At 68.5% G+C, this 12,587-nt stretch carries 14 protein-coding genes; 5 read left to right on the forward strand and 9 right to left on the reverse strand.

All coding sequences use genetic code 11. From position 1 onward, the window contains the following. Window positions 1-179 precede the first annotated feature (179 nt). Together ACLIBK_RS08785 and ACLIBK_RS08790 are read right to left on the reverse strand one after the other, a co-directional pair. Window positions 180-1,778 carry a putative bifunctional diguanylate cyclase/phosphodiesterase gene (locus ACLIBK_RS08785; protein WP_415386864.1) on the reverse strand — a complete coding sequence of 533 codons (1,599 nt, stop codon included), beginning with the start codon at window positions 1,776-1,778 and terminating at the stop codon, window positions 180-182. Between the two features lie 133 nt (window positions 1,779-1,911). Beyond that, window positions 1,912-2,154, reverse strand: a complete 243-nt coding sequence (locus ACLIBK_RS08790; RefSeq protein ID WP_415386865.1) for a hypothetical protein — start codon at window positions 2,152-2,154, stop codon at window positions 1,912-1,914. Window positions 2,155-2,378: 224 nt separating this feature from the next. Between ACLIBK_RS08790 and rpsD the strand changes: the two genes are divergently transcribed. Continuing rightward, entirely contained in the window at window positions 2,379-2,996 is a 618-nt protein-coding gene (gene rpsD / locus ACLIBK_RS08795) for a 30S ribosomal protein S4 (RefSeq protein ID WP_415386866.1), read from the forward strand. A gap of 137 nt (window positions 2,997-3,133) precedes the next feature. After that, window positions 3,134-3,922, forward strand: a complete 789-nt coding sequence (locus ACLIBK_RS08800) for a hypothetical protein (RefSeq protein ID WP_415386867.1) — start codon at window positions 3,134-3,136, stop codon at window positions 3,920-3,922. Between the two features lie 16 nt (window positions 3,923-3,938). Here the strand turns inward: ACLIBK_RS08800 and pncA are convergent, their stop codons facing one another. The 6 genes from pncA to ACLIBK_RS08830 all read right to left on the reverse strand — a co-directional run bounded on the left by pncA (window position 3,939) and on the right by ACLIBK_RS08830 (window position 9,473). Next, a complete protein-coding gene (gene pncA / locus ACLIBK_RS08805; protein WP_415386868.1) occupies window positions 3,939-4,616 on the reverse strand; it encodes a bifunctional nicotinamidase/pyrazinamidase in 678 nt (225 codons plus the stop codon). Continuing rightward, window positions 4,613-5,923 carry an MFS transporter gene (locus ACLIBK_RS08810; protein WP_415386869.1) on the reverse strand — a complete coding sequence of 437 codons (1,311 nt, stop codon included), beginning with the start codon at window positions 5,921-5,923 and terminating at the stop codon, window positions 4,613-4,615. Before ACLIBK_RS08810 ends, pncA begins: the two co-directional genes overlap by 4 nt. Before the next feature lie 68 nt (window positions 5,924-5,991). Further along, window positions 5,992-6,330, reverse strand: coding sequence for a Grx4 family monothiol glutaredoxin (gene grxD, locus ACLIBK_RS08815; protein ID WP_415386870.1), 339 nt, complete (start codon window positions 6,328-6,330; stop codon window positions 5,992-5,994). 33 nt (window positions 6,331-6,363) lie between these two features. Then, a complete protein-coding gene (locus ACLIBK_RS08820; protein WP_415386871.1) occupies window positions 6,364-6,597 on the reverse strand; it encodes a BolA family protein in 234 nt (77 codons plus the stop codon). A 3-nt stretch (window positions 6,598-6,600) separates the two neighbouring features. After that, complete coding sequence (purL, locus tag ACLIBK_RS08825) at window positions 6,601-8,811, reverse strand: phosphoribosylformylglycinamidine synthase subunit PurL (protein ID WP_415386872.1); 2,211 nt, start codon at window positions 8,809-8,811, stop codon at window positions 6,601-6,603. A gap of 65 nt (window positions 8,812-8,876) precedes the next feature. Next, window positions 8,877-9,473: a transposase gene (locus ACLIBK_RS08830; protein ID WP_415386873.1), complete on the reverse strand. Its 597-nt coding sequence runs from the start codon at window positions 9,471-9,473 to the stop codon at window positions 8,877-8,879. A gap of 167 nt (window positions 9,474-9,640) precedes the next feature. Between ACLIBK_RS08830 and ACLIBK_RS08835 the strand changes: the two genes are divergently transcribed. From ACLIBK_RS08835 to ACLIBK_RS08845, 3 genes are all read left to right on the forward strand, one after another. Next, on the forward strand, window positions 9,641-10,825 hold the full coding sequence (locus ACLIBK_RS08835; protein ID WP_415386874.1) for a hypothetical protein: 1,185 nt from the start codon (window positions 9,641-9,643) through the stop codon (window positions 10,823-10,825). A gap of 350 nt (window positions 10,826-11,175) precedes the next feature. After that, entirely contained in the window at window positions 11,176-11,472 is a 297-nt protein-coding gene (locus ACLIBK_RS08840) for a type II toxin-antitoxin system VapB family antitoxin (protein WP_415386903.1), read from the forward strand. After that, the gene (locus ACLIBK_RS08845; RefSeq protein ID WP_415386875.1) at window positions 11,469-11,864 is read left to right on the forward strand and encodes a type II toxin-antitoxin system VapC family toxin; all 396 of its coding nucleotides are present in this window, start codon (window positions 11,469-11,471) and stop codon (window positions 11,862-11,864) included. The genes ACLIBK_RS08840 and ACLIBK_RS08845 overlap by 4 nt, the downstream gene beginning before the upstream one ends. A gap of 31 nt (window positions 11,865-11,895) precedes the next feature. Here ACLIBK_RS08845 and purQ read toward each other — a convergent pair whose 3' ends face one another. Beyond that, window positions 11,896-12,567, reverse strand: a complete 672-nt coding sequence (gene purQ / locus ACLIBK_RS08850; protein WP_415386876.1) for a phosphoribosylformylglycinamidine synthase subunit PurQ — start codon at window positions 12,565-12,567, stop codon at window positions 11,896-11,898. Between the last annotated feature and the right edge of the window lie 20 nt (window positions 12,568-12,587).

The raw sequence follows: 12,587 nt of genomic DNA on the forward strand, positions 1-12,587 counted from the left end.
TGCTGGCTGTCGGGCGGCTTCGAGCGCCGCACATCCCGGCCAACGGCGTCCTGGCCGCGCCTCATACGTGGGGACTGAGCGCCGAGGCGGAGCCTTCGGCGTTGGCGGCCGTGAAGGCGCGGAGTCATGCCGCATCGGGCCGTCGAGCGCCGCCGCAGCGCGTCGATCATGCTCCGCCGCTACGACGTCTCCATATCGCGCGCGATCACCGCGGCCACCTCGGATTGCGGCACTGGCCGGCCGAGCAGGTAGCCCTGCACGTCCGTGCAGCCCAGCACCCGCATCGCTTCCAGCTGCTCGGCGGTTTCCACGCCCTCGGCGGTGGTGCGCATGCCCAGCTCGGCGCCCAGGGCCGCCACCGCGCGCACGATGGCCGTGCCGGTGCCGTCGCCCGACAGGCCCGACACGAAGGAGCGGTCGATCTTGATGCGCCCGAAGGGAAAGGCGCGCAGCTGCGTCAGCGAGGAGTAGCCGGTGCCGAAATCATCCATGGAAATCTGCACGCCCATCTCGCGCAACGCGTTCAGCGTGCCGCGCGTGGTCTCGGTGTTGTGCAGCAGCGCGGTTTCGGTGACCTCGATCTCCAGCCGCTGTGCCGGCAGGCCGGTGGCCGACAGGGCGGCGCTCACGGCCTCCTCCAGACGCCCGTCCTCGACCTGCCGCGGCGCCACGTTGACGGCCACCGTCAGGGGCAGGGGCCAGCGCGCCGCCTCGGCGCAGGCTTCGCGCAGCACCCAGGTGCCGATCGGCCCGATCAGGCCACTTTCCTCGGCGAGGGGGATGAAGTCGATCGGTGACAACAGCCCGCGTTCAGGGTGGCGCCAGCGCAGCAGCACCTCGAAGCCGACCAGCCGACCGCTCACGGCGTCGTGCTGGGGCTGGTAGTAGAGCGCCAACTGGCGCAGCGGCAGGGCGCGCCGCAGGTCGCCTTCCAGCTTGCGCCGGGCTTCCGTGTGCAGTTGCTGTTCCGGAGCGAAGTGCCGCCAGGTCCCCCGTCCGGCCGCCTTGGCGGCGGCGAGGGCCAGGTCCGCCCGGCGCATCAGGCTGGCAGCGTCGGTGCCGTGCTTGGGAGCCTGGCTGATCCCGAGGCTGACGCCGATGTTCACGACCTGCCCGTGCAGCAGGTAGGGGCGGGAGATCAGGTCCACGAGGCGGTTGGCCAGTGCTTCCGCCTCGGCCGGGGAGCTCACCTTCTGCAGCACCGCGAATTCATTGCCGCCGAGCCGTGCCGCCACGTCGTCGCCGCGCACCGCTCCGCAGAGCCGGGCCGCCACCGTGCGCAGCAGCGCGTCGCCGAGGGCGTGGTTGTAGGTGTCGTTGACCACCTTGAAGCGGTCCAGGTCCAGCAGCAGCACCGCCCAGCCCGGCGGCTTGCCGGCGACCTGCTGCAGCCGGTCCAGGAACTCGCCACGCTGCATCAGGCCATTGGACCGGCCCGGCGAGTCGCCGCTGCGGGCGCCGAGGCTGATCACCCACAGGCCGGCCGCGAGCAGGCTGATATGCGCCGCCAGCGGGCCGAGCTGGACATGTCCCTCCATCCGGGTGGCGACGCACTGGCGCGCCATGTCCAGCAGGGCCTCCTGTTCCCCGTCGCAGAAGCGGCTGTGCTTCAGGATGTCCTGGAGAGAGGCGGCATCGCGGGGATCGGCGGCACCGGGCTGGAGGAACTCTCCGAAAGCGGAGTTCCAGCCCCGCGTGACCAGGTCGTCGTCGAGCATCAGCACCCCCGGCGTCACGCCGCCGGCAGGGCCGCGCTCCGGGTCCAGGGGCTGCGTCACCGTTGCCCACCAGGGCGCAACGCGGGGGAAGCGTGGCTGGCGCCCGGGGGGGCAGGAAGTCCGGCGCCGGATGGAGCGGGCCGCAACCGCCCCGCGGCGGTTCCGGGCAGTTTCGGCTGTCCGGACACCGCCTTCATCGGACGGTGGTCGAGGGGCCGGACGGGGCCGCCCGGGTCACCAGCCGCCGCGCCAGGAGGTAGCCGAGCCCGCCGGATACCGGGGCGGCCGGCAGGGCCAGGACCCAGCCGATATGGGCGCCCTGGACGGCCAGGCCCAGCCCGACGCCCAGCATCAGCCCTCCCACCAGGCTGCCGATCACCCCGGCGGTCAGGCCGAGGATCAGAATCTCTTCGCGTGATACTAGCACAGGTTGCATTAGGCATGGTTTGCCGGAAGTTTGACAAGCCGTACCCGCGCGGTTAGACCGCGGACCTTCCTTCCGGGAACGTGGACGTGGCGCGGGGCAACCCGCCGTCACGCGCCCGCCTATGGCCGTTTCGGCGGCCATGGGACTACCGGGACAAACGCGCATCCTTTCCCAACCTGGTTTCGGGTTGGGGGAGAGAGCAGCGCCGCAGAGAACGAAAGGGCTCGCGCACCATGACCAAGCGCGCGGAAAGCAAGTACAAGATCAATCGCCGTCTCGGCGTGAACCTGTGGGGCCGTGCAAAGTCGCCGCTGGCGAAGCGCGAATACGGCCCCGGCCAGCACGGCCAGCGCCGCAAGCAGAAGCCGACCGACTTCGGCATCCAGCTGATGGCGAAGCAGAAGCTCAAGGGCTACTACGGCAACATCGGTGAGAAGCAGTTCCGCAAGTATTACCAGGAGGCCGTGCGCCGTAAGGGCGATACCTCCGAGAACCTGATCGAGCTGCTGGAGCGCCGGCTGGACGCGGTGGTGTACCGCATGAAGCTGGCGGTGACGCCCTTCGCCGCCCGCCAGTTCGTCAACCATGGCCACCTGACGGTGAACGGCCGCCGCGTGAACATCCCCTCCTTCCTGGTGAAGGACGGCGACGTGATCGAGGTGAAGGAGAAGTCCAAGCAGCTCACCGCCGTGCTGGATGCCGCCCAGTCCGGTGAGCGCGACGTGCCGGAATACATCCAGATCGACCATCGCCAGATGAAGGGCACCTTTGTGCGCGCCCCGAAGCTGGGCGACGTGCCGTATCCGGTGCAGATGGAACCGAACCTGGTGGTGGAGTTCTACTCCCGCTGAGGACTCGGCCACCGGGCCGGTCCCGGATGGCCCATTGAACAGGGTGCCCTTCCGCAGGGCCACCGCAGCATCGTCGGAGCGCCGTCCTTGGGGAACGATCCCCCGGGGGCGGCGTTCTTCGTTGCAGGAGAACCCTCGTGCCCAGCCACAGCCTGCGACGCCTGCTCGGTCTTATCCTGCCATTTCTGCAAATCGGCGTGGCGCTGCTGCCGCTGGTGGGCATCGGCCATTCCGTCGGCACCATGTCCGCCGCGAGCCCCACGCCCGTGATCCCGGCGGGCTACGCCTTTCCGACCATGTGGACGGTGCTCTTCGCCCTGTCCGTGGCCTACGGGATCTGGCAGTTCCTGCCGTCCCGGCACGACGACCCTCTTGCACAACAGGTCGGCTGGCCTTTGGCGGGGGCTTTCGCCATCAATGTGCTGTGGCAGGCCGTGGCGCAGTTCTCGGCGCGCAACGGCTTCCACCTCGTCGCCATCATCCTGGTGGGCCTGGTTTGTGCCCTGGTGGCCTTCTTCGCCGCCCGGAACAGCGCGGAGCCGGGCTGGGCGTCGCGCTGGATCGTCCGCCCGCTCTGCGGGCTGCTGGCGGGATGGCTGACGGCAGCCAGCTTCGCCAACATTTCCGGCGCCGCCCTGGCCGCCGGCGCCATTCCCGCCAGCGGTTTCGGGGCGTCCCTTGCCGCCGTGCTGGTGCTGCTGGCCGCGGGTGGCTTCGCGGTGGCAGTGGCCTGGGCCGCGCGAGGCGACCTCTGGTACCTGGGCGGCGTAGGCTGGGCCTTTCTCGCCGTAGTGGCGGCGAACCTGGGCATCAACCGCTTCGACCTCTTCTCGGCATTGGCCGCCGCGGCCATGCTGGCCCTGGTCGGGGCCGTCACGTGGCAACGCCGTGCCCGCGCCGCCGTGGCTGCCCGCGCCCCGGGCTGAAGCCGGGCGCTGCCGATCACGCCGAAGGGGAGCCGGGCTCGCCACCCCCGTGCAGTTCCTGGGACTGCACCGTTCTCACGCCGGCTGCTTGCAGCGCGGTCCAGGCTGCCTCGAGGGTGCTGCTGCCGTCCGGCAAGGGGGCAGCGATGGCACGGCAGGCGTCGCTCACTACCAGCGTCTCGAAGCCCCGCTCCGCCGCGCCCAGGGCCGTGGCAGCGACGCAGAAATCCGTCGCCAGGCCGCAAAGGAAGACGCGCTTGGCCCCGACTTCCCGGAGATAGCCGTCCAGCCCCGTTCGGGTGACGCGATCATTCTCCACGAAGCCGCTGTAGCTATCGACGGCGCGCCGGAAGCCCTTGCGGAACACCGCCCGCAGCCGTGCCTGGTCCAGTCCGGGATGCAGCGCCGCGCCGGGGCTGCCGATCAGGCAGTGATCCGGCCAGACCGTCTGCTCGCCATAGGGTAGCCGCACCGTGCCGAAGGGCGGCACGCCCGGGTGCTGGCTGGCAAAGGACAGGTGGCCCGGCGGGTGCCAGTCCTGCGTTGCCACCGCTTGGGCAAAATGCGCCAGCAGGCGATTGGCCACGGGCACCACGGCGTCGCCGTCGGGCACCGGCAGGGCACCGCCCGGCATGAAGTCGGGCTGCACGTCCACCACGATCAGGACGTCGCTCTCGGGGTCGAGGCGCATCATCGCTCCGGTCCGGCAAGGGGGGATACGGCAAGGTCGCGCATATCTCCGGTCGCCGGCGCCTCGCGCCCGGCTCGCAGGATGCGCGGCAGGACCCAGAGGCCGACCGCGATTAACTGCCCGGCAGCGAGGAGTTGCGGCACGATCCAGTTGCCGGTGCTGGTGACCAGCAGCGCGAAGAGGGCGGGCGACAGCACGTAGCCCAGGAAACACAGGGTGGTGGACCCCGCGGTGGCCTCCGCGATACGGGCCGGCGGCACCAGCCGGGCGATCTCAGCCTGGTAGATGCCGTTCCAACTCGCGACCATGGCGCCGGCGAGCCCGCCCAGCAGCAGCAGCCAGGCAAAGGGCGTCCCCACCGGCAGCAACGCGAGGCCGGCGGTCAGCAGTGCGGCGAGGATGCCCTGGGCCACGAGGTTCAGGGACGGCCGCCCGGTGCGATCGGCCAGCCAGCCCAGGATGATCCGGGCAAAGGCGCCCCCGCCCTGGGCCACGGCATAGACCAGGCCGGCCTGGGCCAGGGGCAGGGCGTGCACCTCGCAGAGCCAGGTTACCAGGAAGGCGAAAACGCAGCCCTGCGAGGTCGCGAGGGACACGGTGAGCCAGGTCAGCGGCGGCAGCAGCGGATGCAGCCGCAGCGCGGCAAAAGGTGCCGAAATGTTGGAACGGGCGAACAGGGCACCGGGGCCGATGCGGCGGCCGGGCTCGCGCTCCACGTCCATCTGCCGCCGTGCCGGCTGCACGGCCAGGCAGGCCAGGAGGGCGAGCAGCATTGCCAACCCCAGGGCCACCGGCCAGCCGGCTCGTACCGCCACCGGCGCCACGGTCAGCCCGACCAGCATGCCCCCCAGTGGTGCCCCGGCCTGCTTGATCGAGAAGATCAGCGTCCGATGCCGCGCCGGGGCGGTGGCGGTCAGGATGCGGCTGCCGGCCGGCGGCGTGGGGCCGTAGCCCAGTCCCAGCACCAGGGCGGACACCACCAGGGCCAGCGTGCTGCCCAGACCCGCCAGGGCCAGCCCCAGCACGGCCACCAGCGTGCCGGCCTGCAGGGCGCGCACGGGCCCGAGCCGTGCCAGAAGCGGGCCGCCGAACAGCAGGAACAGGATGGTGCCGAGGGAGGAGAGCGCGGCCAGGTGTCCCGCCGTTTCCGGGGGCAGGCCGGCATTGCCGGTCAGCAGCGGCGCCAGCACGGGCAGGCATTGGCTCAGGAAGGCTGCCACCGTCTGCATCAGCAGCGTGGTGCCGAGGGCCAGGACCCAGGACACCCCGGCGAGGCCGCGCGGCGCGCCGATGCCGCCGTCAGCCGGCAAGGGTGGTCCCCCGGCAGGATCGCGGCCGGGGGTGGGGCGCGGGCGTCAGAGGAGGGCGCCCGCGCCGGTCAGACTGCCGGAGCGTTCGCCGCGCCCTTTTCGGCCAGCAGGGTTTGCAGCTCGCCGGACTGGAACATCTCCATGACGATGTCGCAGCCGCCGACGAACTCGCCCTTCACGTAGAGCTGCGGGATGGTCGGCCAGTTGGTGAAGGCTTTGATGCCCTCGCGGATCTCGGGGTCGGCCAGCACGTTGATGCCCTTGAAGGGCACGCCGACGTGGCTGAGGATCTGCACCACGCGGGCGGAAAAGCCGCACTGCGGAAAGGCCGGGGTGCCCTTCATGAAGAGCACAACGGGGGTCTCGGTGATCTCGGCCTGGATGCGGGCGCTGGTGGCGTCGCTCATGGGGATGTCCTTCCGGAACGGGGTCAGGTTGGTTCAGTCGGGCGCGGAGGTTTGCAGGGCCAGCGCGTGCAGCTCGCCGCCCACCCGGCCGCGGAGCGCCGCGTAGACGAGCTGGTGCTGCTGCACGCGGGACTTGCCGCGGAACGCCTCGGACACCACGGCGGCGGCGTAGTGGTCGCCGTCGCCCGCGAGGTCCTCGATGGTCACGCGGGCGTCCGGGAGGGCGGCGCGGATCAGCGCCTCGATCTCGGCGGGCTGCATGGCCATGGGTCAGGTCCCCTCCATCAATGCGGGCAAGGTCGCCTCGTGCGCCGCCCGCAGCGTCGCGAGGGATATGGAAGTCCCGTCGCCCCAGGCCAAGTGGCTGCCGCCGGATCGGCCCAGGCGGCGGGCGGGGATGCCCGCCGCTGCCGCCGCGGCGAGGAGGGGGGCGGCGTCGGAGACGGCGAGGAGGTAGCGGCCCTGGTCCTCGCCGAACCACCAGGCGTGCGGCGGGAGGGTGTCGGGGGCGGGGTCGAGGGTGGCGCCGGTGTTGCCGTCCAGGGCCATCTCGGCCACCGCGACGAGGAGGCCGCCATCGCTGAGGTCGTGGCAGGCCAGGACGGTGCCGGCGCGGATGGTGCTGCGGACGAAGTCGCCCACCCGACGTTCGGCGGCGAGGTCCACGGGGGGCGGGGCGCCGTCCTCGCGGCCGGCGATCTCGCGCAGCCAGAGGGATTGGCCGAGGTGGCCGGCGGTGTGGCCGAGGAGGACGAGGTCGGCATTGTCCGGGAGGGCGAGGCGGGTGGCCTGGGCGGCGTCGTCGAGGACGCCGACGCCGCCGATGGCGGGGGTGGGGAGGATCGGGCGGCCTTCGGTCTCGTTGTAGAGGGACACGTTGCCGGAGACGACGGGGAAGTCGAGGGCAGTGCAGGCGGCGGCCATGCCGCGCACGGCGGCGGCGAACTGGCCCATGACCTCGGGCTTCTCGGGGTTGCCGAAGTTCATGTTGTCGGTGATGGCGAGGGGGAGGGCGCCCGTCGCGGTGATGTTGCGCCAGGCTTCGGCGACGGCCTGGGCGCCGCCGGCCTCGGGGTCGGCCAGGCAGTAGCGCGGGGTGCAGTCGGTGGTCAGGGCCAGGGCGCGGGAGCCCTCGCCGACGCGGACCACGGCGGCGTCGGAGGCGCCGGGGCGGCGGACGGTTTGGCCGCCCACGGTGGCGTCGTACTGGTCCCAGATCCAGCGGCGGGAGCAGAGGTCGGGGGAGGCCACGAGGCGCTGCAGGGCGGGGCCAATGCCCACCGGGTCGGGGACCGCGCGCGGGTCGAGGAGGGGTTGCTTCGGGGTCTCAGTGGTGGGGCGCTGGTAGAGGGGGGCTTCGGATTCCAGCGGGGCGAGGGGGATGTCGGCCTCCACCGCGCCGCGGTGCTTCACCACGATGCGGCCGGTGTCGGTGATGTGGCCGACCACGGCGAAGTCCAGCTCCCACTTGCGGAAGATCGCCTCGGCCACCGGTTCGGCGCCGGGGCGGAGGACCATCAGCATGCGCTCCTGGGATTCGGAGAGCATCATCTCGTAGGCGGTCATGCCCTCCTCGCGCTGGGGGACGGCGTCGAGGGTGAGCTCGATGCCGACGCCGCCCTTGCCGGCCATCTCGACTCCCGAGGAGGTGAGGCCGGCGGCGCCCATGTCCTGGATGGCGACGATGGCGTCGGTGGCCATCAGCTCCATGCAGGCCTCGATCAGCAGCTTCTCGGCGAAGGGGTCGCCGATCTGCACGGTGGGGCGCTTCTCCTCCGAGTCGGCGGAGAATTCGGCGGAGGCCATGGTGGCGCCGTGGATGCCGTCGCGGCCGGTCTTGCTGCCGACGTAGACCACGGGGTTGCCGATGCCGGCGGCGGCCGAGAGGAAGATGCGGTCGGCGGGGGCGATGCCGACGGTCATGGCGTTGACCAGCGGGTTGCCGTTGAAGGCGGGGTGGAAGTTGACCTCCCCGCCCACCGTCGGGACGCCGACGCAGTTGCCGTAGCCGCCGATGCCGCGGACCACGCCGTCCAGCGTGCGCTTCGTGCGCGGGTGGTCGGGGGAGCCGAAGCGCAGGGCGTTGAGGTTGGCCACGGGGCGGGCGCCCATGGTGAAGACGTCCCGCAGGATGCCGCCCACGCCGGTCGCCGCGCCCTGGTAGGGTTCGATGAAGGAGGGGTGGTTGTGGCTCTCCATCTTGAAGACGGCGGCCAGGCCTTCGCCGATGTCGATGACGCCCGCGTTCTCACCGGGGCCGTGGATCACCCAGGGGGCTTTCGTGGGCAGCTGGCGGAGCCAGTGGCGGGAGGATTTGTAGGAGCAGTGCTCGCTCCACATCACGGAAACGATGCCGAGCTCGCAGAGTGAGGGGGTGCGGCCGAGGATGGCCAGGGCGCGGTCGTATTCCTCGGGCTTCAGGCCGAACTCGGCGGCGAGCTGGCGGGCGCGGTCGGCGTCGAGCGGGACGGGCGTGGACATGGCGGGTTTGTCGGGAACCGTGCCCGGCTTGTCCAGGGTCGCGTGCCGGCCCGGCGCCGCGGCGGTCACGGCCAGCCCAGGGCGACGGAGCGGGGGATGCGGGCGCGGCCGGCGGCGTCGCGCAGCAGGCGCATCAGCGGGCGGATGGGACCGTCCCGGCGCAACCCGCCGCGGGGGCCGCGGTTGGAGGCGAAGGTGCCGGGCAGCAGGGGTGCGAGGGTTTCGGACAAATCGGGGTCCGGCAGCATCCAGGGCGGGGCGCGCAGGGCGGAGCGGAAGCCGAGGCGGCGGGCCAGCAGGAGGAGCGCCATGCCGCGGATGCGGTAGGCGCGGCGGGCGGCGCGGCAGATCCAGGCTTCGATGGCGCGCAGCGGGTGGTTGGGGGCGGTGTCCGCCAGGGCGTGCAGCAGGCGTTCCCAGAGGCCAGCATGGGTGAGGCGCCGGAAGTAGCGGGACACGGTGTCCGGCTTGCCGAAGCGGGCGGGGAGGGCGTGCCAGGGGGCGCCGCGAAGGGTGGCGAGGTGGAAGATGGCGTCCATGCGGGCGCGGAGGTCGCGGATGGGGCGGCCGGGGCCGGAGCGGTGGAGGACAAAGGGGAGGAGGGCGGACCACTCGGGGTCGGAGAGGGGGGACCAGGGGCGGGGTGGGAGGGGGTGGGGCATGGAGATTAGTGTAGCAGAGACAAGTTTATTAGGCAAGTTTTCCTAGATTTGCGAAACTTGACTGCGAAAGTGGATCTCGCACGTACATGCGGGAGGCGAGAGCTCTCGCAAGATTTGGGAATTGCAGGGATTGGTGACTATCTCTGTTAAAAGTCTGGGAGAGAAGTATGGAAAAGCTGGGCTGGCTTCAGGATGGCAAAGGCGACATCGAACTTATAGAGCTGAATCGGTACCTAAAAGCACGGGGAGAAGCTGAAGTATTCGATATATCGTTCTTCTATGATGTGAATCAACCGATCATAACTGAAACACATCAGGTCTTATCCAAGAATTTAGAGGAGGCTCTGCGGCAAGAACAAGTGACTGAGAAGTTTAGAATTATATGGTTGATGGATGATCAATTGAATGCAATGGCACTTCAAACGGTTCTCTGTGAAGAAAGGCTAATCTTCATAAACTTTGGTTGCTATTTCATTCTCATGAATTTTTTTCAAAGTCTTATGGCATCTCCCACCTTTGCAACAACAATAGGCAATGTTGGACTGGATGAGATGGGTCCGAAAATAGAAGTGGTTAGTAATGCGACCGCAGTAGTAACTAACAGAACAGGCCGTATTTCAAAATGTCCGACACGTTATTTCTTCGGCGGGCTGCTAGCAACTACTGCTCTACATTTCTTGCTTTTTCATGAATTGACCCATTTAGTTAACGGACATGAGGCCCTTGACGGATTGAGTAGTGAGAGCACTCGACAGGATTACTCAACCCAAAACATTAAAGGACACACTTTGGAGATGGACGCCGACTCCGGCGCAGTTATCAAGATTTTCAACCAGATGTTCCAAGGAGTGTTCGGACGCGGTGGCGAACTACGAGCTGGAACCCCAAATATAGAACACTACTACAGCGTTCGGGATTCTTTGGGAATTGGTATTCAATCGGTATGTAAGATTTTGAGTATTGCTATGGTCGGGGTGTTTACACTATTTAACCCTAGGAGGTTGGGAAAGGAAAACATGTTCAACGGTAGCCATCCCAATGCTTTCCTAAGGCAAGTAATGGCCGGAAGCGTACTTTCTGGCCATGTCAAACGCTACGGGGGTAACGGTGCGGCTGAGGAAGCACTATCGGAAACACATATCGCCTTTCGAGATATTTATAGCGAAATAGATTTTCGAGAGCAATCCAAGGGCGTGATGGAGAGTATTCTAGAATTCATTAACAGTGATGCTTTTGAGTACTATAATTGCCGTTTGAATAAGTGTTGGAGAGACGAACTTCACAGCCTTCTTAAACAGAGGAAAATCAGCAAAGCAAAGCTTGCAATTCCCAAAGGGGAACTAAATTGCTAATTTTCGATGCTGCATACCGTTAGGGTTCCCAACTTGACTTGGAAGGACGTGTTGGGAGAAAGAAGCCTTTGATGCGTGCATATAAGCCGTAGTGGGGATGTTTTCGCGACTCTCCCACGTACGGCAGTTGATTCTGCCACACTCAGATTGTAGGTCGGCATGGTTCTCCAAGTGCGGGATGAACACCAGCATCCGAAAGTGGGGCTACCGGATGCCGGCGATGTCGAGCCGTGCCGTTGCGACCGCCATCGGCGTGGCGGAAGGCAACTAGACCTTCACCGTCCAACCAATCCAGTGTCCTGGCGTCGGCTAAGACCCACAACGGCTCGCAGCAGCCTTTGCCCGAGATGATGGGAAGCTGCAGCGCTGAGTATCTGCCCTATTCTCTGAATATCCGGAGACGTGCTGTGCCGCTATATATCGAGGATAATACCATTGCTGACCTAGTCGCGAGGCTCGCCACCTTGCGAGGACTATCCGAGCAGGACGCGGTGAAGCAGGCCGTGCGGGCGGAACTGGCCCGGGCGACGGAAGCTGCGCCGCTGCGCGACCGCTTCGTCGCCCTGCGCGCCGCGCACCCGCTCCCGGCCGCGACGGGCGGGGCGGCAGACAGGGCGTTTTTCGACTCCTTGTCCGGCGGGCTGTGACCGTCTTCGTTGACGCTTCGGCGATGATCGCGATCATCGCCGGGGAGGATGGGGCGGACGCCCTGGCCGATGCGCTGGACGGCGACCGGGACCGGCTGTGCTCGGCGCTGTCGATCTGGAAAATGGTGGCGGGGCTGTGCCGTCCCTTAGCCCTGTCCATGCCGAAGGCGCGCGAGCACGCGGGGCGGTTCCTGGAGGTCGGCGGCTTCCGCTTCGTCGCGATCGGCGTGCCGGAGTGGGAGATCGCGACGGAGGCCTATGCCCGCTACGGCAAGGGGCGGCACCCGGCGGCGCTGAACATCGGGGACTGCTTCGCCTATGCCTGTGCCCGAGCGAACGGCGCGCGGCTGCTGTACAAGGGCGAGGATTTCACGCGGACGGACCTCGCCTGAGCGGGCGGTGGGAGCGTGCGGGACGCGATTCTCAGGCCGCGACGAGGCGCTCCGCCAGGCCCTGGAACAGGGGCAGCCCATCCTCCCCCCCGCACAGCGGGTCGGCATGGTTCTCCGGGTGCGGCATCAGCCCCAGCACCCGGAGGTTGGGCGACAGGATGCCGGCGATGTCGCGCGCGGCGCCGTTGCGGGTGCCCTCGGCGTAGCGGAAGGCGACCAGCCCTTCGCCGTCCAGCCGGTCCAGCGTCTCGGCGTCGGCGAAGTAGTTGCCGTCGCCGTGGGCCATGGGGGCGCGGAAGGTGTCGCCCTGCTGCCAGCGGCCGGTGAAGGGGGTGCCGGCGCGCTCCACGCGCAGGGTGCAGTCCATGGCCAGGAAGCGCAGCCCGGCGTTGCGCAGCAGGGCGCCCGGCAGCAGCCCGGCCTCGGTGAGGATCTGGAAGCCGTTGCAGATGCCCAGCACGTGGCCGCCGCGCCCGGCGAAGGCGGCGACGTCGCGCATGATGGGGGAGCGGGCGGCCATGGCGCCGCAGCGCAGGTAGTCGCCGTGCGAGAAGCCGCCGGGGAGGACCACCAGGTCCAGCCCGGCGGGCAGGGTGGGTTCGGCGTGCCAGACCATCGTGGGGGTGGCGCCGGCGCGCCGGAGCGCCAGGGCGACGTCGCGCTCGCGGTTGGTGCCGGGGAAGATGACGATGCCGGCCTTCATCGGGCGTGATCCTCGGGCGG

The sequence above is a fragment of the Roseomonas sp. BN140053 genome, assembly GCF_047690175.1.
GTDB lineage: Bacteria > Pseudomonadota > Alphaproteobacteria > Acetobacterales > Acetobacteraceae > Roseomonas.

Excerpts from the sequence above, each read along its gene's own strand:
- ACLIBK_RS08790 (WP_415386865.1), bottom strand. The coding sequence starts at position 2,154 with ATGCAACCTGTGCTAGTATCACGCGAAGAGATTCTGATCCTCGGCCTG.
- rpsD (WP_415386866.1), top strand. The coding sequence starts at position 2,379 with ATGACCAAGCGCGCGGAAAGCAAGTACAAGATCAATCGCCGTCTCGGC.
- pncA (WP_415386868.1), bottom strand. The coding sequence starts at position 4,616 with ATGATGCGCCTCGACCCCGAGAGCGACGTCCTGATCGTGGTGGACGTG.
- grxD (WP_415386870.1), bottom strand. The coding sequence starts at position 6,330 with ATGAGCGACGCCACCAGCGCCCGCATCCAGGCCGAGATCACCGAGACC.
- ACLIBK_RS08820 (WP_415386871.1), bottom strand. The coding sequence starts at position 6,597 with ATGGCCATGCAGCCCGCCGAGATCGAGGCGCTGATCCGCGCCGCCCTC.
- purL (WP_415386872.1), bottom strand. The coding sequence starts at position 8,811 with ATGTCCACGCCCGTCCCGCTCGACGCCGACCGCGCCCGCCAGCTCGCC.
- ACLIBK_RS08830 (WP_415386873.1), bottom strand. The coding sequence starts at position 9,473 with ATGCCCCACCCCCTCCCACCCCGCCCCTGGTCCCCCCTCTCCGACCCC.
- ACLIBK_RS08835 (WP_415386874.1), top strand. The coding sequence starts at position 9,641 with ATGGAAAAGCTGGGCTGGCTTCAGGATGGCAAAGGCGACATCGAACTT.
- ACLIBK_RS08840 (WP_415386903.1), top strand. The coding sequence starts at position 11,176 with ATGGGAAGCTGCAGCGCTGAGTATCTGCCCTATTCTCTGAATATCCGG.
- purQ (WP_415386876.1), bottom strand. The coding sequence starts at position 12,567 with ATGAAGGCCGGCATCGTCATCTTCCCCGGCACCAACCGCGAGCGCGAC.